Source organism: Acutalibacter intestini (assembly GCF_034334985.1).
GTDB classification, from domain to species: domain Bacteria; phylum Bacillota; class Clostridia; order Oscillospirales; family Acutalibacteraceae; genus Acutalibacter; species Acutalibacter intestini.
This window is the reverse complement of record NZ_JAWXXL010000018.1, coordinates 18,799-42,009: the sequence shown is the minus strand read 5'-3', so window position 1 is coordinate 42,009 and position 23,211 is coordinate 18,799. Positions and strand designations below refer to the sequence as shown.

Here is a 23,211-nt window from a genome sequence, read left to right as displayed (position 1 = left end):
GCGCGAGCCGGGCCCTCCCTTTTTAACTTGGGGGCCGGGCCGCGCTTTTGTGGTCCCGCCGGTTCTTGATGCGCGCCGCTTTTAAGGTCAAGGCCGCGAGACGCTGTCTCGCGCTCTGCTGGGGGAAACCAGTTTCCCCCCGTCCCCCTCCGCATTCTGCGGTTTGCTTCGCGCTGCTCTCTGGGAGCGCCTATCTTATCTTTGAAAGGAACCTTCTTCATGAAACGTGTCATTACCTACGGGACCTTTGACCTAATCCACTATGGCCACATTAACCTGCTGAAACGCGCCCGGGAGCTAGGGGACTATCTTATTGTGGCCCTTTCCACCGACGAGTTCAACTGGAACAGCAAGCAGAAAAAATGCTACTTCTCCTACCAAAAGCGCCAGCAGCTGCTGGAATCCATCCGCTATGTGGACCTGGTGATCCCCGAGGAGTGCTGGGAACAAAAGATTAGGGATGTGCAGCTGTATAAGGTGGATACTTTTGTGATGGGGGACGACTGGGCCGGGAAGTTCGACTTTTTGAAGGATTACTGCCAGGTGGTCTACCTGCCCCGCACCCCGGAGATCTCTACCACCCAGATCAAGAACGACCTGCACAATTAAGGCAACCCCGCACCATTCGCGGGTGGCGCCTTAAGCACCGTCTTGCTTGCAGATTTTCCGTGATAGCGCACAGCTTTCGCTGGTCAATGGTGAGATGGACGGCGCTCAATCTGTACACTCTGAAGAAAAATCTGACTGCCCAATACGGTACTTAGAATTCTGCGGGATTGCCTTAAGACAGAGATAGAAAGGAGCCGCCCCACGGGGCAGCTCCTTTTTTATACCGCTTGCGAGCACGCTTTTTGAGTAATAGAGGGGCCCGGCCGCCGCCTCGGTCAGGTCTGAACGCTTTCCACCAAAAACATTCCCCCTACAGGCGCACAGGCCGCGTCCTGCGGCAAGATTGCGGGGGGTTAACCCCACACCCGGGCCGCGCTTTCTGGTTGGCCTAATCTTCTATGTGGCCGCTAAAGCTTCCCGCTCCCCCTGCCCTTCAAAAAGGCGCTAAGCTTTTCCAGGGGCGGCAGGGTGGTTTTTAGCACCGCGCCAGTTAAAAACCCTGTGGCCACCCCAAAGAGGATCATAAGGGGCAGATAGGCCATTACACCTGCCTGGGCAATGATCCAGGCTGCTGCCAGCTGGGCCCCGTTGTGGGCCAGGGCGCCGCATACTCCCACCACCGCCAGCCCGACCCGGGTTTTGCGCAGCAGAGCCCAGGCGCAGACCGTGCTGACTACCCCGCCGGAAAGGCTCATCACTCCGGCCAGCCCCCCCCGGGTGGCCAGGGCGAAGCCGCCTTTTACCAGGGCCAGAAACAGGGCGCTGGGCAGGCCAAGGCTTCCGGCGGCGTACATGGTTACAATATTGGAGAGCCCAAGCTTGGCCCCAGGGGGCATTCCGGGCACAGGGGGCAGCATACCCTCCAGCATGGAAAAAACCAGCGCCAGGGCGGCCAGCAGTCCACAAAGGGCCACGGTTTCCGCTTTTTGCCTCATTCCCGGGCCTCCTTTTACAAAGCTTTTTGTCAATAGGTCTCCGCGTCCATTCCAGAGCCGCCCTCCAGCCGCAGTACCACCCGCCCCGGCAGGCAGACAGCGGCCTCTCCGGCGTGGGTGATCCGGCCGGTGCGCACGCAGGTCTGGTCAGGGCAGCCAGAGGCCAACACGCGGGCGCCCTGGGGGGAAAACTCCACAGTTACTTCAATGCCCTCCTGCCCGGTAACGGTCAGCGTTTCCGGGCCCGAGAGTTGGGAGAGCTGCCGGGCGGCTATGGGCTTGCCATCCACCAGCAGCGCGGCGGTTTGGCCGGGAGCCGCCAGAACCGGGGGAAGCAGGGCCAGCAGCAGAAGCACCGCAGCCCCGGCGAAAAAGGGAAGGTCGCGCTTAGAGAGAAATTTGCGGGTGTGTAAATTCATAAAAGGCCTCCGGAATAAAATGAGAGAACACAGGGCGTTTTTTTCAGTCCTCTTTTGTATCCTCCGAAGGCTTTTTTCGGAAGCTCCTTCTGGCCCCGTGGCGTCTGCGGACGCTCTCTGTCAGCAGATATTCGATCTGCCCGTTAATGGACCGGAAGTCATCCTCGGCCCAGGCCGCCAGCTCTTTCCACAGGCTGGGGGATATTCGCAGCAGAATCTGCTTTTTACCCTTCTCGTTTTTCTCGTCCATATTGCTAATAAATAGAGCCGCTGTTCACCACCGGCTGGGCGTCCTTACTGCCGCAAAGCACCACCAGCAGGTTGCTGACCATAGCAGCTTTCCGCTCGTCGTCCAGTTCTACCACCTGGTCCGCGTTCAGCTGGTCCAGGGCCATTTCCACCATGCCCACGGCGCCCTCCACAATCTTCTTCCGGGCGGCCACCACAGCCTCGGCCTGCTGCCTTTGCAGCATAGCGGCGGCGATCTCTGGGGCATAGCTTAGGTGGGTAATGCGCACTTCCAAAATCTCCAGCCCGGCAATGGACACCCGCTTTTGCAGGTCCTGGCGCATCATTTCCGCAATCTCCTGGCTGCTGCCCCGCAGGGTTTTTTCGTTTACGTCGCCCTCGTCCATCAGGTCATAGGGGTACATGCGGGTAATGTTCCGGGTGGCGGAGTCGCATTGGGTAGAGAGGAAGGTCCGGTAGTTCTGCACGTTGAACACAGCTTTTGTGGTGTCCACAATACGCCAAATCACAATGGTCCCAATAATAATGGGGTTGCCCCGCTCGTCGTTGACGGTCTGTTTTTCATTATTAAGGGTCATGGTTTTCAGGCTGATTTTCTTGTTGCCGCCGCCCACATAGTTCATACTGCCGTTGGCACCCATAGAAAAGCTGCTTCGTTCCGATCCGGGGTTGATGCCCGAGCAGAAGATGTTGGTCCAGTAGAATCCATCCTTTTTCAGGGTGCCGTAGTACTTGCCAAACAGGGTGAGCACCAGGGCCTCGTTGGGGTTCAGCACGTGAAAGCCCGCGCACAAAAACCCTGCGGCCACGATGATGAGCACACCGCCGAACAGCTCCAGCATTCCCAGAGCGCTTACAGCGTCCTCGTTGCCCATTTCCACAGTGTACTGCACCAGGGTGACAATACCCATTACCAGGGCCAGAACGCCCAGGGCAAAGACCAGCAGGATCATAAGCAGCATGGCAAAGCCGCTGGCAGCCTTTGCGGGCTTTTCGGTGTAACGGTTGACAGTCATTTCGTTGTTTTCCATAATTGAGAGACCCTTTCTCCGCCCAGGGGGCAGTCTATGTATTTCGGAGCCACCGTAGAGCTGGCTCCGGCGTTTGATATTATTATAATATCAAAACAAGATGATGTCAATAGCTGTACTGAAATTATTTGGGGAGTTTTGGCAGGCGGCTTGCAGGGGCGGCACATATGCCGGACCGTTTGGCGCGAATTGCGCTAGCTTTTGTCAGTGGGGGTGCGGTACTATTTGGCGGGAAGCCGCTGTTGGTCCACTGTTTCGGCGGTGTTCCACCCGCGAAAAGCGCTGGCTGGGGACGCCGCCCGATTGCCCCCGGCTGAATCTGCGCTGAACGGCGGCCACTGGCGGCCAGCGCCCCCCTGACCGGGTTCTCCCTTTGTGTGCTTTCTCTTGAGACTTGGCGGTAAAACCGCTTGCACCCGGCCCCTATCTTTGCTATAATGAGAAAAATACCGAAAGGGGCGTCTTAACATGCTTTATACCATTACGGATGGAAGCTTTACCGCGAAAATTGATTCTCTGGGGGCCCAGCTGGTCTCCCTTACCGGGCCTGACGGCTTCGAGTATATCTGGGTGGGGGACAAGGCCTACTGGGGCGGCCACGCGCCTGTGCTGTTTCCTATTGTGGGGGCTCTGCGGGAGGGTAAAACCCAAATCGGCGGCAAATGGTACCATATGGGCCGCCACGGCTTTGCCCGCACTTCTGAATTTACTGCGGAAGAGGAGCCTGCTGGAAATAGCGTTGCCCTGACCCTTCGGGCCTCTGACGAGACCAAAGAGGCCTATCCCTTTGATTTCGCCTTTACAGTGACCTATACCCTGGAAAACGGCGGGCTGACCACAACCTTTACGGTGGAGAACACGGGCGGCGTACCTCTGCCCTTCTCGGTGGGGGGGCATCCGGGCTTTAACCTGCCGGTAGGAGAGAAGGCCGCTTTTGAGGACTACACCCTTCAGTTCTCTCAGGCCGAGACCCAGCGGTGCCCGGTCATTGACCTTACCACCGGCCTCATCGACTGGGACCGCCATGCCTTTACGATGGAGAACCAGACCGAGGTCCCCCTGCGGCACAGTCTCTTTTACCAGGACGCCCTGGTGTTTGAGGGGCTGAACTCTCATATCATCCGTATTGTGAACAAGGCCACCGGCAAGGGCATTGAGATGGACTTTAGCGGCTTCCCCCTGCTAGGGGTGTGGTCCGCTGTGAACGACGGGCCCTACGTCTGCCTGGAACCCTGGACCGGCTGTGCCACCCTGCAAAGTGAGGGGGACGTGTTTGAGAAGAAGAAGGGCATGGCCGCCCTGGCCCCAGGAGAGAAAAGCGTCCATCGCTTTTTGGTAAAGGTGCTGCGGCCATGACGGATTGGAAACAGCTGCAAAAAGATGTGTATAAAAATAAGGTGGACCACGGCTTCAACATCACCGATGTGAACATGGAGTTCTGCCACCTGTATGGCGAGGTGGGCGAGGCCTACGCCGCCTATCGCAAGAAGCTTCCGGATCTGGGAGAGGAGCTGGCCGATGTGGCCATCTACCTGCTGGGGCTGGCGGAAATTTTAGGCGTGGACCTGGAGGATGAGGTGCTGCGCAAGGTGCAGATCAACCAAAACCGGCGCTATGTGGCAGAAAACGGCGTACTGCGCCGGGTGGAGGAGCAGACATGATCAAGCTGTTGGCCTTTGACTTGGACGGCACCACCATTGTGAACCATTGGGAGCTTCCAGAGCCCAACCGTTTAGCCCTATTGGCCGCGGCAGAAAGGGGCGTAGAACTGGTGCCCGCCACGGGGCGGATGCTGAACTTTTTGCCCAAAAGTGTTCGGGCGCTGCCTGTGCGGTACGTAATCACCTCCAACGGCGGCATGGTCTACGACCTGCAAGAGGACCGCCCTTTGGCGGAAAACCTTATTCCCAACCCTCAGGCCCAGGAGATCCAGGAGATCCTGGAGGACTACGACCTCTATATTGAGTACTATACCCACGGCAGCCCTGTTACCAGCCGGAACCTGCGGCGGCGGGCCCTGGCTGAGATGCTGCCCAAAAAGAAGCACTGGCTGGTGGAGGACAAGGACTATCATCTGGTAGAGGACCTGGGGCATATGTTGCGGGAAACTGGAATGTGCCCGGAAAAGCTGAACCTGCCCTATCTGCCCCCAGAGATCCGGGAAGAGCTGTGGCGGCGGCTAAGGGCTCTGGGCGGGCTGCGGATCACCTCCAGCATTGCGGACAATATGGAGATTAACAGCGAGACAGCCCATAAGGGCGCGGCCCTAAAGGCACTGGCCGAAGCCCTGGGGCTGAAACGGGAAGAGCTGATGGCCATAGGGGATAACGGCAATGACCTGACCATGCTGCAAGCGGCGGGGTGCTCGGTGGCAGTGGCAGACGCTGCGCCAGCGGCCCTGGCGGCCGCAGCGCATGTCACGGCCGCCCATGACCAGTGGGGGCTGGCCGAGGCAGTGCGTAGGTATATTTTGTAGACAGGGGGAATTATTGAGATGGAGCTGCGGGGGCGTAGGTTAGGAGGCAGAGGGGTTCAACAGGATTACCCCTTTCCCGCAAAAGCCGCCATTCCAACCGCCCTGCCTTGCTTTTTCCCTGCGTCCGTTCATGGTCTGCTCAGTGATATTTTCCCGCGCAACCTCTGCAACCGCTGACAGGACAAATATGAGCAGTTTTCCGCTTGTCTGGGATGAATCAATCCCCTCCTCAATGCAGATAAGGTTCATCCCATAAGACGGAACAAACTTCAATGAATTTAGAATATCCGCCACATTTCTCCCAAAACGTGAAAGTTTATAGACCAGGATACACTCTATTTTCAACCCGTTTTTTATGTCGGACAGCATTTTCTTAAATACGGGTCGCCCTCGATGGACTTCCCCAATTTTCCTGCATCTTCATAGATACTGACAACTTCCATTTCCTCACGGTCTGCAAACCGTTTCAAGCTATTCTTCTGACCCTCAAGGCTATATCCGTCAACCGGTATCTCGGTACTTACTCTTGGATACAGAACACATTTTCTCCCTTCTCTGTTCATTCTGACAGCTCCTATAATTTGGAAAAATGCGATATGTAAGGTTGCGTAAGCCTACGCAACCCAGTCCAGTTCCTGCAAAACAAATCTTCTGTATTTTTCAGCCGCCTGCACCATAGCATTTATAAAGAAATCAAAGTTTTCTGCTTCGTCAGTTTCATTCTTTTGGTGTTCCCCATTATGAATTTTTTTGACATTTTTCATCTATATACCTTCGCAAAGCTTAGAGTCTGTTTGAAAACTCCGAAACACGGTCAGTTTTGTCCAGAAATGGTGGCTTCGGCGTCAAAAATCCTAGAAAGGCGCCAGCATTTCTCCGATTTTAAAACAGACTCTAGCCCTTGTTTGAAAAATAGAAGTTGCCCAAAGCGAGAAAAAGTTTGATAATAGAAGGATGAAACGATACGAATAGACAAAGGAAAATGAGAACAAATCAAACCGGCTGCTGCCACCAGCAGCAAGCAGGGAAGCGAGGACGTCCTCGAAAAGATAACCGAACGATGCTGAATGGAATGCTGTGGATTTGTCCGAAGCGGTGCACAATGGCGGGAATTGCCGGAGGCTTACGGACCCTGGCAATCGGTATATGCCCGCTTTGCTAAGTGGCGTGGCAACAGCAGTCTGGAGAGGGTATTTCATGCGCTGTCTGCGGATGCAGATATGGAAAACCTGAGCATAGACTCCACTGGTATCAAGGTACATGAAAGTGCCAACGGGGGGAACATCGGAAAACTGAACCACTGGCATTTGCGGTATTTTCACATAAAGGCGGTTCGGTGCGGAGAAGCCCCGGCGTTCCCTCACCAGAAGCCCGGCCAGCGTCCAGCTCGTTCAGTGCGGCTTTTATGGCGGTGCTGCCTTTATCCAGCATTTCCGCTATCTTCGAAACAGGGTAGACAATATATGTCTTGCCCTCATTGTCCTGCCAGCCGTTCTTCTGTGAGAGTTCGGAACGGCCAAAGAGCGGCGAATAAAGCAGCTTTGCGGTCTGTGACAAGTCCATTTTCAGCAGGAAACGGGGATAGCGGAAAAACGGCGGCATGATTGTTTCAATTGTGATGTATTCAGCTATGGTTTTCACCTCCTGTCTGTGGCTTCTGTTACGCATTTAAAACGGCTTTTCCGGGGGTAAAGGATAAATATACCGCATCCCCGTTGAGCAGTAGCCGGGAAGCCTTGATTTACGGGGGTTTTGTATTTTCTAAAGCATGACATTTCCCTCTCTGTTTCCGCTTGCGCTGTGCGGCTCTGGTTCTTTTCATGCGTCCGGCACAATCGGGGCAGTATTTCCCCCGGTTGGACTTTGGGAGAAACTGACCGCCGCACTCGGTACAGCGTTTCAGTTCTGCCCGGTGCAAAAGGGCGGCTTCCAGCTTCCCGTCCAGCGGCAGCACGGCGGCAATGAACCAGCTCTTTGATTGCTTCAAAAGGATTGTTTTCAAAAAAAGCTGGTTTCCCAATGTGTGCATAACTTCTTCTTTACTTTAAAAACAACGATCAAACATTCCTTTTTCCCCACCTACCATGTTCATAATATCGGAAATGGAAGTTTCCTCATATCCTATTGAAATAAATAACTGTTGTGCTGCATTGAGAATTCCCTTTTTCCATTGTTCCGTATTTTTTACAGATCGTGCCAATTTTACATTTGGATCCTTTTAGGTTTCCAGGCCCGTACCGTTGCAGGTAGGAACGCAGGTCGATTTGCCGTGCCTGCTTAATCACGGCGGGGTCAAACTGCACATAGCGGTTACTTGCCATTCAAATAAAATCGCCTCCAGAAATAGATTTAGCCGAGGGGCTTTCTGTTAAGAAAACCTCTCGACTATGTAAAAGTAACATTGAATTTTTGTAATTCCTCATCAACAAATTCCAGTTTGACAATGCAAATCAAGTGTTTGGTTTAATATTCCGCTTGTACAATTTTGTGTAATATATTTGAAAACTCTTCCGATTTTGATTCAAGCAATCCATGTGTAGTGTTTTTCATAATAAACATCTGCTTGTACGGAGCGTCTATTTCGTCAAAATATTTCTGTGCAAGGTTAAAGTTCGTCTGATAATCCCTATCTCCGTTTATATTATAAAATGGCACTTTATAGTCAGTTTTGCTAAGTAATGAAAATTTTTCAAATTCCTTTGAGCCTAAAAACTCCAAATACACGCTGTAATCTGAAGAGAAGTTATTGTAAATATCTCCAAGTGAGTAATACGGATTAAACGCAACTGCTGCAATTACATTATAATCTGTTCCGTCAACCATCATATTGTACCCATATCTTTCCATCAGGGCATTTTTCACAGTAAAATATTCATTTGTAAAATTGCCAGTGGTTAATTTTTCAATAAGCTGTTTGCTTTCTTCATCGTTCCCTATCCATTTAAGCGCTTCCTCCTTAAAGGCAATTTCATTCTGATAAAAGTCCACAAGCTGTCCTGTCCCGATATAGCATTCATAATATTCTGGATATTCAAGAACAAGGTTGCATCCGAAATATGTTCCCCAAGAATGACCAAGCAAGGTTATCTTATCCTTACCAAGATAGCCTAATAGATATTTTGTCATTTCTATGCCATCGCTCATCATCAGTTCGTAAGTCAGTGCGGTATCGTTTTGCTCAGAAGAATAGCTTTTTCCGCAATTTCTCTGGTCCCATGTAACAACAGTATACACATCAGACCATTTTCTCGTGAATGCATAGTCATAAAGACTTGTTGACGAACCCGGTCCGCCATGCAGATATAATAAAACGGGATTGTCCTTATCCTGTCCGTAAATACTTATCCACTGTTTTGTGCCATTTATATCTACATACATTTCTTCATTTATACCACCTTCAGGTGTACTGCTATAAATCCTCTGCCCGATACATCGAACAATCAGGAAAAGTGCAATGATGCAAACAAGTATGATAAATATCCATTTAAGTATCTTAAATAGAACTTTCCACCATTTCTTCATTGTATTACTCCTTATAAATGCCGATTTGCAGATTTCATTATACCTCTAAATTATGAATTTTTCAAGTTACTCAAGGTATTGCATCTCTGCCACATAGAAATTCTATTTCCATGCAGTTATGTAAAAGACGGCATCAGCTTCACGCCAACGCCGTCCTTTTTCTCGGTCAGTCCATCATAAAATCCCTGCTTTTTTCAGATACCCCACGCTGTCATAGCAGCCACGGAAGTACATCGCCTGCATCTCCATGTCCGTGAGCTGGTTCTTCAGCTCCATCATTTCGATGAAATCCGCACATTCTTTCTCGGCCAGCTCGCATTCTGTCTCGCTGTCAAATCCGGCTAAACCCTTGGGATACTTCTCATAGGATGCCCTCAATCTTGGCTTGAAGGGCTTTGTATTCCTCATCCTCTTGGGATTTAATGCTCCCTGTCCTGTGGTTTCCTTTCAGGCTGTTCCTCGGTCTGTTCTGGCTCGGTATCCATAACAGAGGTGTCTTTCTCGTCCAAATTCAGCTCAATATTGAGGACGTTCAGCCTGTCGTTCTCTTCTTTCAGCTCATCTTCAAAGGCCAAGGGCTTTAATACCTCGGTCTTTGCGTTGGCAAGCTACTCCAAAGTTTCCGCCTTTCGGGTCTTGGCAGCTTTCAGTCTGGCAGGGAATTTTCCAAACTCGTTTCCAATACGGGTCAGATTTCCCAGAGCGTCAGAGCCTAAATCCACCTTGTGCTTTGCCTTTCCGCAGAGATTAAGGCAGTAGTGGGTGTTGAAGCTGTCGCAATAAGCCTCCATCTTAAAACCTCGGTAGCTGCCGATTTCCACGGAATTTGACAGCGGGTTTTCCTTGCAGACCGCAAGAAGCATCTCGCCTGCGTCTGCTTTCTCGGTATAGGTCACGCCCTTTAAGGTCATGGGGCATAACTTTTCCTCGCCCTGTGGCTTGTGCTGTTCGGCAAGGGCGGCGTCGCTTTCGTAGCTGGCGATGCGTTCCTCATATGCCATCCTTATTTCCTTCCATCTGAATTTTAAAAATCGCTAAAATCCAGATTGAAAGGTGGGGAACGGCATCCCACGGCAGAAGGGAGCCTTTCGGCGTATTTCAGCAAAAAACCACAAAAGAAAAACCGCAAAGGTTCTGTGACCTTTAGGATTATGAGTGATACTAATTCTGCTAAGTGGAGATTCTACTTCTGGTTTCATGGTGAGACGTAGCGTTGCATGGACAGGGATTTTTTAACTGGCTTCCTACCAATCCCCAATGTGCTATGTTATGCTATGTATGGATAAACTCTGCATTGCGTGAGCAGATGGATAACTGCCCGAAAAAGGAATATAAAAAAACCTCCAAACTCTAAAACAGGTCTAGAGAGTGTCTGTTAAGTCCTTTCGGGCATAGCAATACCGCCCACCATAACACCGTTTTTTATATGGTGGACGAATGCCTTAAAACCTTATGAAATAAAATAGAGCCAACGAATGATAACTCTCACTTGTTCATCGGCTCTGCGTCTATGCGTCGGGCTCTGTGATAGTTTATTCATTTTCCCCTACAAACTGGAATTTGAATACCACGATTTTATGAGCGTCTATTGCTCACCGTGGGTTTTCAATAAAATCCTCCAAAAGCCTTGAAAACAAAGGATTTTTCACAGTGTGTTCGCCTTATCCCTTTATTCGCTTCCACACAAGTTTACCCTTACCCTGACTATTCATAAGGGCAAAAGCAAGGGCAAGAAAACCTCGCAACAGGATATAACAGTGTGTGGCAATCGGAGAACTGTGACGTATGTGCGAATATATTATAGCGGAGGATTTCACTATGGACAAGTACATTTTTAACGAGAATAACAGCCTATGGTATGAACTCGTTGGCGACTACTATTTCCCCTGTCTGGCTGTACCCGCTGAAGAAAAACAGTCGGTCGGCGTGTGGGGTCAGCGGCACAAGCAGTATCTCAAAGAACACCGTCCAGCCCTGTATAACGCCTTGCTGTTGAGCGGCAAGTTGGACGGCTACCTTGCAGACATTGACCAGCAGGCACAGGGAATGATGAACCTAATCGTCCAGCAGATGGCCCAGGCCCAGGGTATCACCGAGGCGCTGAAATCTACCGACCAAATGGCCTGGGTCGGTATGATGAACAACATCCGAGCAAGTGCGACGGAAATTGTAAACACGGAAATCATATACTCATAAAGCAAAGTGGCGGCGGGGCAATTCCTCGCCGTCATTTTTGCCAATTTGATATTCTCATTTGCCACGGCGCTTTTTTGCAAAATGGTCTTGACAGAAAGGACAACACTGTGTTATATTTTTGCTGTCAACGGTTTGTTATACATCATGGGAGGGTGAATGTATGGTGCAGCAATTATCCGATGCCGAACTGGAAATTATGAAAATCGTATGGGGGAACCCGGAGGAGGTGACGCTGTTCCCCTATATCATGGATGGGCTGGCGGCCAGGGGCAAGCCGTGTCAGAAGAATACCCTGATTGTACTTTTGTCGAGGCTGATGAATAAGGGCTTTTTGAGCGCTAAGAAAATTGGCCGCCGCAACGAATATACCACGCTCGTTTCGGAAACAGAATACCAGACAACGCAGACGAAACATTTTCTGGATAAGATTTATGAGGGAAGCGCAAAGGGGTTGGTTTCCAACTTGATTATGGGCGATCTGCTGGCAGACGAGGAATATGAGGAATTGAAACGGCTACTGGAGAAAGGAAGATGGCAACAATGAACGCAGCTTTGAAAATCTTTCTGTCTATGTCCTTTTCCGGCAGCTTGCTTATCTTGGCTCTGCTTTTGGGAAAACGGTTTTTGAAAGATAAAATCAGCCGACAATGGCAATATTACATTTGGCTGATTGTTCTTTTACGGCTGTTGCTCCCGTTCGGGCCGGAAGTAAGCCTGATGGGAAAAGCATATCAGGCTGTCGATCAGGCAATATCCCAGACCGTTCCTTTACCGCCGCAGCAAAATGCTCCGGGATACAATCTTGCCCCCGCTGTTGGGGCGGAGCAACACAATGAACCTGTGAATAGTCCTGCTGATGATATAACGACTGCCCACCAATTTCAAGATATTGGAGTGTTGTTAATCAATCATATCTGGCTGGTGTGGCTGGTGGCCGCGCTGGGTTTGCTGATACGAAAAATAACAATCTATCAGGGCTTTGTACGATATATCAAGGCTGGATTAACCCCGGTTTCTGACATTCAGCGGTTAAACGAACTTTCTATTGTCGCGGAGCAATTAGGTATCAAAAAGCCCATTGAATTATGTGTCAATCCGCTGGTTTCATCCCCGCTGCTGATTGGATTTTTCCATCCATGTGTTGTACTGCCCAGCGCAGACATTCCCGAAAAGGATTTTCGCTATATCGTCCTGCATGAGTTGACGCACTATAAGCGGGGGGATATGTTCTATAAATGGCTGGTGCAGGTTACCGTCTGCCTGCATTGGTTCAATCCACTGGTTCATCTTATGAGCCGGGAAATTACAAAGGCGTGTGAGTTTTCCTGTGATGAAGCCGTCCTCACTAAACCGGGGAGCGGCAGCGCCCAGGAGTATGGGAAAACCCTGCTTGACGCGATGGCGGCAGTTGGGAGATACAAAGAAAATCTCGGAGCCGTCACGTTAAGCGAAAATAAACAGCTATTGAAAGAGAGGTTAGGCGCTATCATGAAGTTTAAGGAGCCGTCAAAGGCGGTTAAGATTTTGACTATTATGCTGACTTTGTTCTTGGCCGTGGGTGCATCCTTTGTTGGGGTTTATACAGCGGGAACCGCTCAAGCCGCCCCTCTCCCCAATACACCATTGGACACCACCGGCAGGCCCTCGCTGTTGCTGGATGTCAGCAGCGCCGCTGTAAATGTGCTGGCGGCAACGGATAATAAAATTTCGGCTGAATACAATAGCGATGTTTATACAGTCGAAATTAACGAGCAGGGTAACGACTGGAGGGTTTCTGTCTCTTGCAAGACCAAAACGAACACCAATGATGAAACAATCAAACTGTATATTCCTGATGTTGATTATGGCGATGTGAATTTGAGTGCTGACAGCGGACATTTGACTTGCGACCTTATCAGGTCTGGCAATATTGTAGGCAACTTCAATATGGCATCCGTCTTTTTGACCTTGCCAGAGGGTTTCGCTGGCAAGGTGGACGCTACAGCCAACAGCGGATATTTTCAGCTAATTTCCCAAGACGATTTCAAGAATACCACTACTACGATTACAGATAATGGCAGTTGGGGTGAAATATACTGGCCGAAGAATTTCAAGGAAAGTGGAAATCTGGCTACTTTTACAGAGGGCACTGGAGCTAATGTAATTCAGGTAACACGGAAAGGCTCTGGCGCAATGGGGATTTATACCTCGGATGCATTTGACACATCGAATTTCCCGGATGGCTGGAAAGACCTGTGGCAGGACGAGTGGCAGGGCAAGCCTTGGGAAGATGATTGGTGGCAAAATACCTGGCAGGAAGATGATACCCCCAATAATCCCGCCGTGTCTGGCAAGCAGCCTGAAAATGCGGACACCGTTTCCACAGACATAGAACGGTACTATGAGGCTGACAGCTTGCCGCTGTTTGAAATCACTTTTCCCCGGTTGGATGAAAATACGCAAAAGAAATGGCTGGAAAAGTTCTATGCTGATGGAGACTTCGCGTTTTTCTCTGTTGCTGTACGTCGGCTTGACACAAATTCCGCTTTGTTTGCTGACTTCGCTGAAAAAGCATATACTGATGAAGAAACGGCGTTTTTCTCTACCTTGACGGATTGCATGGATGAAGCCGAGTTGGAGCTTTGGCTGGACAGGGCTTTGGAAGATGGAAACTGGGCGTTTCAATCCATGCTCTATAATAAGCTAAACCGAGGCGAGGAATTTGACGAGTTGAAAGAGAAACAGGAGAAAGAATGGGCCGAAGCGCAGGCGGCGGAATATCGGGCTGTGGGCATTACAATGGATGGAAAAGATTATTACTATGCGGGGCAGCTTGTCAATATCTTTTTGGATATTCGGCCCAACAAGTCCGTCTACACGCTGAATACAAACCCCCAAGGAACTGTCAATATCAAAATTGTCCGTGATTCGGATAACGCAATTACAAGCGTTGCCTATATGTCCGAGGCGGAGGTAACGGAGCTATTGGAAGATATGAGCGATTAATGATGACGATTGGCAGGAGAGTGTTAGGGGTAAAGTTTGGCATCCCCAAGTTATTCCCGTCAACTTGGAAACGATGACTAATGGGGAGATTGTATGGCTGGGAGAATACACACTGTCCGATGGGGACAGGATTTGGTATAACGTTTCAGCGGAAACAGGGAATGGCTTGCAGGTTGGCTTTGTCAAACCCGGGGATACCCATTTGAACACGACCTATTATTCTGTGAAGAATTTGCGTCAGGAAGATGAAACACTGGAATGTACTGCAAGTTTCACTGTTAAGCCGCCGGTAAAACCTGGAACATATAAATTGTTCCTCCGAGCCACAGACGGCGTTTTAGGAAATGTAACAGGCAGTATTTCTATCGGATTTGCGGCAAAAGCATCTTAACTACCTATGTATGCACCGCATGGCCTAATGGCTGTGCGGTGCTTTTCATCTGCTGTCAGTCCTTCGTGTAAGCGTCCACGATACGTACTTCCAATTCCCGGTTCCGCTCCATCGCCTTGCGGAGTTCCGGCACTTCCAGCAGGCCCCTGGCGTTGGCAATAATGAGGATTCGGTTGAGACTGGCCCCCACCCTGCGGACTTCATAAATCAGTTTCGGCACATCGACGGAAGGGGCCTCCCGGATGGCAGCGCCGCTGATACACTGGCGGATAAACCGCTCACGGGAACCCCGTACCCTGCTGACCTTTTCGTTGAGGTCAGCCAGTTCCTCATCGGACAGCCAGACGTTGATTCGGTTTGTTCTGCTTCGCATTGGATTCTCCTTTCTCCGGGGTCATAGGGGTGGAACCCCTGTCAAGCGGTATTGTGGCCCCACAATACGTTGCTTGCTAAGACTATACCACTTCCGCCCCGACGTATTTTGCGGGTGCGTCCCCACCGCCCCGGTTGCTCTTTTCAGCCGGTGAATTTTTGAGGGAAGGTCACTCGACCCGGCGGACGTCACCCTCCCGGAGCAGGTTTCGCCCCTGGTTGGCGGCCATAAACCGTTCCAGCGTGTCCCGCCGGATGATGGCTTTCCGGCCCACCTTCAGCACCGGCAGCTTGCCCCAGTCCACCAGCTTCCGCATGGTGTTGCGCCCAATGCCCGTACATTCGGCGGCTTCCTCGATGGTCAGCCCCATTTTAACTGCGCTCATTCTGCACGCCCCTTTCTGTTGCACTCGTTTCGCAACTTCAACACCGTTATTATACTTAAGCCGTCGTTGTTTGTCAACTCGTTTTAAGGCGTTTCAAAAAACATTTTTGAAAATATATGAAAAATAGAGTTGCAATTCAAATCCGACTGTGTTATACTCACACTCGATAGGAGGTGAACTTCTTGGATAACGCAGAAATGCTCACTCCAAAAGAGGTCGGCAAACGTATCAAAGAGCGCAGGAATGAAATCGGTATCTCTATGCCGGAGCTTGGACGGCGGGTGGGAGTCAACAAGTCCACCATCCAGCGGTATGAAACGGATGGGGTCAATCCCAACCGCAGCATGATCATCAACGGCTTGGCGGACGCCCTGCAAACCACCCCGGAATGGCTCACGGGTCTGTCCGAGGAAAAAGAAGTCAAAGATGAGGATGGCCGAACCATCCGCGAGGGAGAGGTTTTAGACCATCTGAACAGCTTCTTGGACGCTGTAAGCAGGACGGTACAGCCGGAGATCCAGCAGCGGTTCCTCACTTCTATGCTGTGTCTGCTGATCGACCTGTTCTCCGTCACAGCCCAGCACTACGGCAGGACGCTGAACGAGATCGACCGACTGGCCGGGGATGAAGCCCTCAAAAAATCCATCCAGCAGTACACCATCCACGTTGACGACATCATCGTGCCGGTCTATCGCCGGGAGATGGAAGCTCCTATCGAGGATATGAAGCGGTTCCTGGACGGGCTGTTACATATCTTCGACAAAGGGCGTACCAGGGTCGATACAGTTTATCTGTATAACATCCTGCATGACGCCCAGGTGCGGCTGAACGCCGCCAACGATTCCGTGGCACCTTGACAACATAACAGCGCACATCATACGTCACAGGCCTGATTGCCACGGATAGAAAGGAGCATTTTATCTATGGCAAAAGGTTCTGTACGCAAAAAGGGCAAAAAGTGGTACTACCGCTTCTATGTGGAGGATGAGAGCGGGCGGCAGGTACAGCGGGAGTTCGCCGGGACAGAGAGCAAATCCGAGACGGAGGCCCTGCTCCGCCATGCGATGGAGGACTACGAGGCGAAGAAGTTCGTGGCAAAGTCCGAGAACGCCACCGTGGGCCAACTGCTGGATATGTGGGTAGAGGAAGAATTGAAGCCCGGAAATCTCAGCAACGGCACCGTGATGGCCTACCAGGGGACGGTCAACCGTATCAAACAGCACCCCATCGGCAACCGCAAGTTGAAAAGCGTCACCCCCGACCATCTGCAAGCCTACATCGACCTTCTCAGCTTCGGCGGGATAAACCCGGACGGCACAGCGGCAAAGGCGCTCAGTAAAGGGTACTTACGGCAGTATTCAGCAGTCCTGCAAGGGGCGTTCCGCTTTGCGGTGTTCCCTAAGCGGCTCATCAGCTTCAACCCCATGCAGTATGTGGTCTGGCGAGGGAAGAAAGAGGAATACGAGCTGTTCTCCCAGGAGGACGGGGACGCCCCGGCGGTGCCCACCCTCACCCATGAACAGTTCCGGGCGCTGGAGGACTTTCTGAAAAAGAAAGACAACCCGGCCCTGCTGCCCATCCAGATCGCCTACTACACCGGGCTTCGCATTGGGGAGGTCTGCGCCCTCACCTGGCAGGATGTCAACCTGGACGAGCAGTATCTCACCGTGCGGCGCAGCATCCGCTACAACGGGGCAAGGCACAAGACGGAGATCGGGGCCACCAAGCGGAAGAAAGTCCGTACTGTGGACTTCTGCGACACGCTGGCGGCGATCCTGCGGAGGGCCAAAAAGGAGCAGATCGGGAACCGCCTGCGCTATGGGGAGCTTTACAGCCTGAACTACTGCACCGAGGTCAGGGAGAAAGACCGGGCCTATTATGAGGTCTACACCCTGCCCAGGACGGCAGGCGTGCCGGAGGGGTATAGGGAGCTGTCCTTTGTCTGTCTCCGTCCTGACGGGGCCATTGAAACGCCGGGGACGGTGGGTATCATGTGCCGTCAGGCGAAGAAGAAAGTGCCGGGGCTGGAGGATTTTCATTTCCATATGCTCAGACACACGTTCACGAGTAACCTCCTGTCCAACGGGGCCGCTCCCAAGGACGTGCAGGAGCTGCTGGGCCATGCCGATTTCAGTACCACGATGAACATTTACGCCCACGCCACAAGGGAGGCCAAGCGTACCTCCGCACGACTGCTGGATAAGGTGGTCTGCGGGGAGTAAAAAAATTTCCCTTGTTTCAGCCCATAAGGGCAAAAACAAGGGAAATTACATAAGGTTTGAACATCTAATCAGCGGAAAGCCTTGATATATCAGGGTTCTAAGGGGATTTGACGGATAAACTGGAATTTAACTACCCCTTAATTAGTCGTTTAATTTTGGGAAGTATGAAAGTCCCTAACAAATATAAATTACACAGATATACAAATAGATTTCCAATATACGAATAAAGAGTAAAGCGTCCTTTCATAGCAACCTGTGCTGATAATGTCTTTGTATCAGACTGAAAGTAATCGGTCTGTGCCAACACACAGCCCTTAACATTTGAAACAATCGACATTCCGTTATTTGTATGTCTGATTATATTACTTCCATTTTCAACCCCACGCACAATCGCTGTCTTTGCAGCTAATAATGTCATTTCTTTCCAATCCGAAGCTGGAACAATTAGTATATCTACGTTATTTCTACCTGCCTGCTGTATTTTAGACAAAAAAGCCATATCAGAACATATAAACGGCGCAATTTTACCATATGCTGTATCAAAACTTTTTAGTATCCCATCTCCTTTTTGGCACAGTTCTCCGATTGAGCGTCCGTGCTTAAAATATTCTGATATTAGTTCTCCTTGTGGATTGAATGCTACTGTTTTATTTTCCTTTAAGTCCTCGTAAGGGGTTTTCACCAGTAATGAAACAATCAAATAAATTTCTTCCTGTTTTGCCATATCCGACGCTCGTTGCAAAAGCATATCCTCATCTTGTTTTAAAACCGCTCCATTCAGTTCCGACCAAAAAACAATCTTTGCACCAGCTTGTGCTTCCAATTCTGTTTTTAGGAAAAGTTCATCAGCTACTGATGATAGTTTATTCCTTGTATTGGTAATGTTTTCATCAGTAAATGTATTGGTATAAAATGTAGAATATATATCTTTATCGTCATTTAGCAGATGTGAAATCGGAACGGTTACACCAGCAATCCTAACACTTTTATCTGAATTTCCTACAAAATGAAACATAGCAATTCCATAAGCAACCACCAATCCAATTACAGAACCATATACGATTATGTATTTTCTGATGTATTCTTTTTTGCTTTTATTGTTCCAAATCCATATAACCATTGCCGCCGTCCAATACATTAAAAAGATGATTCCGTAAATTCCTGTTACCGTTACTATTTGTAGCAGATATATATTTTGGTATTGTGTATAAGCGTCAGACAACCCTCCCAATGCAGGGTATATCAGATAAATGATATACTCTATTGATACCATTATACTTGCAAAAATAATAGTGTCCTGAAATCTCATTTTTGATTTCGACCAGTAGATATATGGTAAAACTTTCAGAAAAGACAGCAGGATTGCTACTATTATACATATCTTTATATCCATTCCAATGGCTCTCCAAAACTGGACAATAAAACCAATGGCATATATTGAACTAATTATAAGGTAGATTTTTCGAGTACGATTAAGATAAATCATACATAGAAACAAAATTGGATAAATCCACGCAAAAATAGGAACACACCATTCTCCGTTGGACATTACATAAATTAGAAAACTTAATATTATGAAAACTGCAAAGTATTTATTTTTAAGTAAATTTTTCATATTTAATTCTGCCCCCAACAAACAAGAAGTTTGCACCAATATCAATTATCCATATCCAGATTAAATCCTATGATATTATTTGTTTTCCGATTAGCAAAAATCTCTCCGTAACCAGTTGTAAGATTATACAGAACACTCCATTGTAATTTGTCTATATTTCCATCAAAAATACCGACATCAGCCAATAATTGGACTGCCTGACCTGCCTCAAGTATACCGTTATTTGCTTCTATCGCATTTTGCACTTTATCATAGCGTTCAAATTCAGTAAATCCTTCTCCAATATTCAATCCGTCATAGGCAATAAAATTAGAAGCAATTTGATATTCGTCCTCCGCTTCAACGACACAAAGTTCTTGATTTACATATTCCACAATGACAGAATGCCCACTTGCATCAGCAATTAAATAATGGCACTCGATACCTCCAGAAAAATATATATTATATTGTTCTAACAATTCAATGGCTTCTTCCGTTGTAGCCGCTTTATCAAGCACAAGCCGGATTGCTGTGGTTGTATTTAATGTTATTTTGTCGGGATTATATGGGACTTCCGCTTCTGGCACTGCAAGCACAGTAATCGCAAGCCCTTTCTCATTCATTCCGTCAAAGGGAAGAAATGGTGCAGCTAACGTCAGGAAATCATCAAAAAGTAAACCACTTGGTAAATTGTCCTCGGAATATCCTGCAAAAGAAAGATTGACGGTGGAAACCGAAGCATATCCATTATTAGGTGCAGTGTAAAGTTGTAAAGACGGGGCATATAAATAATCAAAATTTCTTCCAAACAAAATATCGCCATTCTCATTTTTTACGACAAAAGCTGTGCAACCGTCTCCCGTAACACCCAAATTTATTGGCAGTCCTTTCAACAACCTTTTTGTTACAAATGCTTCAATGTCCGCATCATTTTCAGCGCCAGTTTCCAGAAAATCATCAAATCCATAATCGCCATAATAGGTCATTTGATACATTCCGTAATCATCAACCTTTTTCAATGACATAAGAGAGCGCAATTCATTTCTAAACAATACAAATGCTACGATTATAATAATCAACAAAGCTATTCCTATACCTACTATAACCCGAAGGACAATTTTCTTCTTTTTTTGTTTCATATTTGCCTCACTCCATAATTCCAATTTGTTTAATTATCCAACGCTGTTATTATATCAGTTTACTTCTTCTGTAACTTTCAAAAAAACGCTATTCTTCACAGAAATACTCGCAGGCATTCCTATCATCTTTTTTGTAACTGTTGCAAAATGTGATGGTGAATCAAAACCAGCTATCATTGCCGATTCCGTAATGCTTTTACCATTCAATAATGCTAAAAAGGCTCTTTGCATTTGATGAAACTGGATATAGCTTTTTAAGGGCATTCCGACCTGTTCCTTAAATAAGTGTGACACTCTACTTGGTGACAACGCCACTTTATCAGCAAAAGAAGCAATCGAATGTGTATCGCAATTGCACCGTTCTATTTCGTATAACAAATCCTTAATCCTATCATCATATATTTTGGCTTGCTCCTTTACCCCTAAGAACTTATATAGTTGTATCATAAACTCTCTATATTCTCTCAGTCCATCGCTCTCAATAAGGCAAAATAATAAATTCAAGATAGATTCAATACCTTGATTATTAAAAATGTAATACTTCATTCCTCCCATTCGTTCCTCCAAAGAAATGGCTAAACTTGAAGTCGGATCAATTATCATGGTAAAACACATGTTGTTGCCTGTTAAAAAATTATGTAATATGTCGCGGCTTATAACAATACATCTACATGAAATTTTATTATCTTCTACACCTATCTCCAAATTGTTTTCTATGCCTAAAAATAACTGCATTGTCCAATGCTTATGTGGGACAGATTCAATTTGGTCTGTTATGATTGAGATTTTATCTCTGTCCCAATATATTTTATTCATAGATGGTTACCCCCCTCTATGCTTAGCTTTTTCTTTTCTTGCCGCATAACGTATTGTTGTTCTTCTTCGGCTTCTTTTTGTTCTCTACTTTGAACTTTCCTTTCTATGTTTACCTTATTCATGCTGATACTTTAATCTCACCTAGGATTTCTTCTTTCTTCTATCAATAGGCTTCTCGGCAGTTATCGGTATAAGCCAAACACGGTTGATGTTCATTGCTCCTTTAATACGATTTTCTTTGCATAACCGCTACACCCATCTAAGCGATACGTTCCATTTTTCTGCGGCTTCCTGCGCTGTCATATATTCAAACATTTTTAACCTCCTATTGCGTACTGTATATAGTATAGCCGCTTGAACGAACTGTATCAAGTAGATAAATGCGAACATTCATTATAACAGAGCTTTTACCCTCTGCCGCCATGTTGCCGTGCCTATGCGTATATAATTTCTTCGTTCACAATCTCCCTTGCGCACACCCTTCCGCCGGGTTACTCCGGCCACAAACGCGAAAATAAATGCATAAAGAACTATGTCACTTCATGCGCCCGCACAGTACAACGCTGTGTGGGCGCTGTCGTTTCCTGTCGCTTCTGGTTATCCTGGCCAGAGGCTTTGGGGAGCAGCTCTCCCGGATGCCGCTCCCCGCCGTCCTCTCCATTTCGATCTGCCGCCCCGTCAACCGCCCAACATCGAAATGGAGGCAATATGAAAACCATCATTCTGAATCACTATTACCCCACCTGACCGAGTGCGTCATGCTGGAAGTTTCTGACGAGATCGCCGTGACTCTCTCCATTGGGTGCCGCCTGTGCGATAGCTACAAGCGCCGCAAACGGGAACATGACGAGTGTTCCCTGGACAACACCCTAGGCTTTGAGGCGGATGTGACTTTTCCGCCGCTGACTCCGGAGCAGATGCTGGAGGACATGGAGAACCGGGCCGCCCTCTATGCGGCCATTAACCAGCTCCCGCATGTCCAGGCCCGGCGCGTCTACGCTTACTACGTACTCGACATCAGCAGGGCCGACCTTGCGCGGGCCGAGGGCGTGGGGATCAGCCGGATCAGCAGCTCCATTGACCGGGGCTTGCTGAACCTGAAAAACATTTTGGAAAATTCCATTTAGGGCTTGTTTGAAAATAGAGGAAATGACGAATTTTGGGCCAGAAGGGGACAATTTCAAGGAGAAGAACCGCTGTAGTTAGCTGCGCTAACTACGTCACTCTGGCGATTGACGAGGATTTTCGACGTAGAAAGTGGCCTCTTATGGCAAAAAAGACGACGTTTTCGATTTTTCAAACAAGCCCTAGGAGAGAGGACTTTCCCCCTTCTTTTCCGCCTGATAGGTGAGAGGAGGGCTTTCCTCTCCGCTGACAACGGAATACAAAACCCGCGTGATAGCGGCAAAAGGCGCGCCGCCAGGATGGACAGCTTATTTCCTCATGGAGTGGAAAAAGCAATAACATTTTCAGATGCAGGGCCCCGTCCGATTGGATGGGGCCCTGCGCTGTAATCAGAAAGGGGCGACCGAGTGAGCGAAGTGTTTTCCATACCGTTAAGCAACCACGCCACCCTCCACGCCATGGACAAGGACGTCACGCCGGAGGAATTGGCCCACCGCCCCCACCGCCGTACCCGCGAGGTGCCGGCCGAAAGCGTGGCCTATACCGTCTGCCAGCACTACGGGCTGGACACCTCCGACTACTCGTTCGGCTATGTGGCCGGTTGGAATTCCAGCAAGGAGCTTTCCCAGCTGAAAGCTCCCCTTGAAACCATCCGGGCCACGGCCAATGACCTGATAACCAAGATCGACGGCCACCTGGCCCAGCTTCAGCAGGAGCGGGAGGACCCGACAGGTGGAGGCCTCT

Annotated in this window: 28 protein-coding genes and 3 pseudogenes; 13 read left to right on the top strand and 18 right to left on the bottom strand. The window is 48.9% G+C overall.

Features of this window, described 5'->3' with window-relative positions; translation table 11 throughout:
- Positions 1-219: 219 nt before the first annotated feature.
- On the top strand, positions 220-609 hold the full coding sequence (gene tagD / locus U8U68_RS13320; protein WP_322201558.1) for a glycerol-3-phosphate cytidylyltransferase: 390 nt from the start codon (positions 220-222) through the stop codon (positions 607-609).
- Between the two features lie 407 nt (positions 610-1,016).
- Here the strand turns inward: tagD and U8U68_RS13315 are convergent, their stop codons facing one another.
- Genes U8U68_RS13315 through U8U68_RS13300 form a run of 4 tightly spaced genes read right to left on the bottom strand, consistent with a single transcriptional unit; the run spans position 1,017 to position 3,243 of the window.
- A complete protein-coding gene (locus tag U8U68_RS13315) occupies positions 1,017-1,544 on the bottom strand; it encodes a Gx transporter family protein (protein WP_322201556.1) in 528 nt (175 codons plus the stop codon).
- Between the two features lie 29 nt (positions 1,545-1,573).
- Positions 1,574-1,963, bottom strand: coding sequence for a NusG domain II-containing protein (locus U8U68_RS13310; RefSeq protein ID WP_322201555.1), 390 nt, complete (start codon positions 1,961-1,963; stop codon positions 1,574-1,576).
- A gap of 43 nt (positions 1,964-2,006) precedes the next feature.
- Entirely contained in the window at positions 2,007-2,213 is a 207-nt protein-coding gene (locus U8U68_RS13305; protein WP_322201553.1) for a type II toxin-antitoxin system antitoxin, read from the bottom strand.
- Between the two features lie 4 nt (positions 2,214-2,217).
- Positions 2,218-3,243 carry an SPFH domain-containing protein gene (locus U8U68_RS13300; protein ID WP_322201551.1) on the bottom strand — a complete coding sequence of 342 codons (1,026 nt, stop codon included), beginning with the start codon at positions 3,241-3,243 and terminating at the stop codon, positions 2,218-2,220.
- 468 nt (positions 3,244-3,711) lie between these two features.
- Here U8U68_RS13300 and U8U68_RS13295 point away from each other — a divergent pair, with 468 nt between their 5' ends.
- From U8U68_RS13295 to U8U68_RS13285, 3 genes are read left to right on the top strand one after another with little or no spacing between them, the layout of a single operon-like run.
- Positions 3,712-4,599 (top strand): aldose 1-epimerase family protein, encoded by an 888-nt coding sequence (locus tag U8U68_RS13295; RefSeq protein ID WP_322201549.1) that lies wholly within the window; start codon positions 3,712-3,714, stop codon positions 4,597-4,599.
- Positions 4,596-4,904 carry a nucleoside triphosphate pyrophosphohydrolase family protein gene (locus U8U68_RS13290; protein ID WP_322201547.1) on the top strand — a complete coding sequence of 103 codons (309 nt, stop codon included), beginning with the start codon at positions 4,596-4,598 and terminating at the stop codon, positions 4,902-4,904. Before U8U68_RS13295 ends, U8U68_RS13290 begins: the two co-directional genes overlap by 4 nt.
- Positions 4,901-5,719, top strand: coding sequence for an HAD family hydrolase (locus U8U68_RS13285; protein WP_322201545.1), 819 nt, complete (start codon positions 4,901-4,903; stop codon positions 5,717-5,719). The genes U8U68_RS13290 and U8U68_RS13285 overlap by 4 nt, the downstream gene beginning before the upstream one ends.
- A 39-nt stretch (positions 5,720-5,758) precedes the next feature.
- Here the strand turns inward: U8U68_RS13285 and U8U68_RS13280 are convergent.
- Positions 5,759-6,282: pseudogene (locus U8U68_RS13280) on the bottom strand (recombinase family protein).
- 51 nt (positions 6,283-6,333) lie between these two features.
- Positions 6,334-6,483, bottom strand: a complete 150-nt coding sequence (locus tag U8U68_RS13275; protein ID WP_322201543.1) for a hypothetical protein — start codon at positions 6,481-6,483, stop codon at positions 6,334-6,336.
- A gap of 303 nt (positions 6,484-6,786) precedes the next feature.
- Between U8U68_RS13275 and U8U68_RS22415 the strand changes: the two are divergent.
- Positions 6,787-6,903, top strand: a pseudogene (locus U8U68_RS22415) (transposase); the annotation flags it as partial.
- 67 nt (positions 6,904-6,970) lie between these two features.
- Here the strand turns inward: U8U68_RS22415 and U8U68_RS13270 are convergent.
- The 7 genes from U8U68_RS13270 to U8U68_RS13240 form a co-directional block, all read right to left on the bottom strand.
- Complete coding sequence (locus U8U68_RS13270) at positions 6,971-7,387, bottom strand: replication initiator protein A (RefSeq protein ID WP_437124434.1); 417 nt, start codon at positions 7,385-7,387, stop codon at positions 6,971-6,973.
- A 73-nt stretch (positions 7,388-7,460) separates the two neighbouring features.
- On the bottom strand, positions 7,461-7,706 hold the full coding sequence (locus U8U68_RS13265; RefSeq protein ID WP_437124433.1) for a hypothetical protein: 246 nt from the start codon (positions 7,704-7,706) through the stop codon (positions 7,461-7,463).
- Positions 7,707-7,763: 57 nt separating this feature from the next.
- Positions 7,764-7,919, bottom strand: coding sequence for a hypothetical protein (locus U8U68_RS13260; RefSeq protein ID WP_322201541.1), 156 nt, complete (start codon positions 7,917-7,919; stop codon positions 7,764-7,766).
- Positions 7,920-8,182: 263 nt separating this feature from the next.
- Positions 8,183-9,241, bottom strand: a complete 1,059-nt coding sequence (locus U8U68_RS13255) for an alpha/beta fold hydrolase (protein ID WP_322201539.1) — start codon at positions 9,239-9,241, stop codon at positions 8,183-8,185.
- A 174-nt stretch (positions 9,242-9,415) separates the two neighbouring features.
- Positions 9,416-9,649, bottom strand: a complete 234-nt coding sequence (locus U8U68_RS13250) for a DUF6664 family protein (RefSeq protein WP_322201537.1) — start codon at positions 9,647-9,649, stop codon at positions 9,416-9,418.
- 11 nt (positions 9,650-9,660) lie between these two features.
- Positions 9,661-9,816 carry a hypothetical protein gene (locus U8U68_RS13245; protein ID WP_322201535.1) on the bottom strand — a complete coding sequence of 52 codons (156 nt, stop codon included), beginning with the start codon at positions 9,814-9,816 and terminating at the stop codon, positions 9,661-9,663.
- Between the two features lie 33 nt (positions 9,817-9,849).
- Positions 9,850-10,242: a hypothetical protein gene (locus U8U68_RS13240; protein WP_322201533.1), complete on the bottom strand. Its 393-nt coding sequence runs from the start codon at positions 10,240-10,242 to the stop codon at positions 9,850-9,852.
- Between the two features lie 817 nt (positions 10,243-11,059).
- On the opposite strand from U8U68_RS13240, the gene U8U68_RS13235 reads away from it, so the two are divergent.
- The 4 genes from U8U68_RS13235 to U8U68_RS13220 all read left to right on the top strand — a co-directional run bounded on the left by U8U68_RS13235 (position 11,060) and on the right by U8U68_RS13220 (position 14,813).
- On the top strand, positions 11,060-11,437 hold the full coding sequence (locus tag U8U68_RS13235; protein WP_322201531.1) for a TnpV protein: 378 nt from the start codon (positions 11,060-11,062) through the stop codon (positions 11,435-11,437).
- A gap of 160 nt (positions 11,438-11,597) precedes the next feature.
- Positions 11,598-11,981: a BlaI/MecI/CopY family transcriptional regulator gene (locus U8U68_RS13230; protein WP_322201529.1), complete on the top strand. Its 384-nt coding sequence runs from the start codon at positions 11,598-11,600 to the stop codon at positions 11,979-11,981.
- Positions 11,969-14,422 (top strand): M56 family metallopeptidase, encoded by a 2,454-nt coding sequence (locus tag U8U68_RS13225; protein WP_322201527.1) that lies wholly within the window; start codon positions 11,969-11,971, stop codon positions 14,420-14,422. Before U8U68_RS13230 ends, U8U68_RS13225 begins: the two co-directional genes overlap by 13 nt.
- 73 nt (positions 14,423-14,495) lie before the next feature.
- Positions 14,496-14,813 (top strand): hypothetical protein, encoded by a 318-nt coding sequence (locus U8U68_RS13220; RefSeq protein ID WP_322201525.1) that lies wholly within the window; start codon positions 14,496-14,498, stop codon positions 14,811-14,813.
- Between the two features lie 55 nt (positions 14,814-14,868).
- Here U8U68_RS13220 and U8U68_RS13215 read toward each other — a convergent pair whose 3' ends face one another.
- Together U8U68_RS13215 and U8U68_RS13210 are read right to left on the bottom strand one after the other, a co-directional pair.
- A complete protein-coding gene (locus U8U68_RS13215) occupies positions 14,869-15,186 on the bottom strand; it encodes a plasmid mobilization protein (RefSeq protein WP_286978370.1) in 318 nt (105 codons plus the stop codon).
- A gap of 169 nt (positions 15,187-15,355) precedes the next feature.
- Positions 15,356-15,571, bottom strand: coding sequence for a helix-turn-helix domain-containing protein (locus tag U8U68_RS13210; RefSeq protein WP_120477926.1), 216 nt, complete (start codon positions 15,569-15,571; stop codon positions 15,356-15,358).
- Positions 15,572-15,753: 182 nt separating this feature from the next.
- Here U8U68_RS13210 and U8U68_RS13205 point away from each other — a divergent pair, with 182 nt between their 5' ends.
- Both U8U68_RS13205 and U8U68_RS13200 read left to right on the top strand, forming a co-directional pair.
- A complete protein-coding gene (locus tag U8U68_RS13205) occupies positions 15,754-16,428 on the top strand; it encodes a helix-turn-helix domain-containing protein (protein ID WP_322201523.1) in 675 nt (224 codons plus the stop codon).
- A gap of 66 nt (positions 16,429-16,494) precedes the next feature.
- On the top strand, positions 16,495-17,793 hold the full coding sequence (locus U8U68_RS13200) for a tyrosine-type recombinase/integrase (RefSeq protein WP_322201521.1): 1,299 nt from the start codon (positions 16,495-16,497) through the stop codon (positions 17,791-17,793).
- A 130-nt stretch (positions 17,794-17,923) separates the two neighbouring features.
- On the opposite strand, the gene U8U68_RS13195 is transcribed toward U8U68_RS13200, so the two are convergent.
- From U8U68_RS13195 to U8U68_RS13185, 3 genes are read right to left on the bottom strand one after another with little or no spacing between them, the layout of a single operon-like run.
- The gene (locus U8U68_RS13195; RefSeq protein WP_322201519.1) at positions 17,924-19,408 is read right to left on the bottom strand and encodes a nitrilase-related carbon-nitrogen hydrolase; all 1,485 of its coding nucleotides are present in this window, start codon (positions 19,406-19,408) and stop codon (positions 17,924-17,926) included.
- A 41-nt stretch (positions 19,409-19,449) separates the two neighbouring features.
- A complete protein-coding gene (locus U8U68_RS13190; RefSeq protein WP_322201517.1) occupies positions 19,450-20,526 on the bottom strand; it encodes a linear amide C-N hydrolase in 1,077 nt (358 codons plus the stop codon).
- Between the two features lie 54 nt (positions 20,527-20,580).
- Entirely contained in the window at positions 20,581-21,342 is a 762-nt protein-coding gene (locus tag U8U68_RS13185; protein WP_322201515.1) for a helix-turn-helix domain-containing protein, read from the bottom strand.
- A gap of 518 nt (positions 21,343-21,860) precedes the next feature.
- On the opposite strand from U8U68_RS13185, the gene U8U68_RS13175 reads away from it, so the two are divergent.
- Together U8U68_RS13175 and U8U68_RS13170 are read left to right on the top strand one after the other, a co-directional pair.
- A complete protein-coding gene (locus tag U8U68_RS13175; protein ID WP_322201513.1) occupies positions 21,861-22,469 on the top strand; it encodes a sigma-70 family RNA polymerase sigma factor in 609 nt (202 codons plus the stop codon).
- A gap of 438 nt (positions 22,470-22,907) precedes the next feature.
- Positions 22,908-23,189, top strand: a pseudogene (locus U8U68_RS13170) (hypothetical protein); the annotation flags it as partial.
- Positions 23,190-23,211 lie beyond the last annotated feature (22 nt).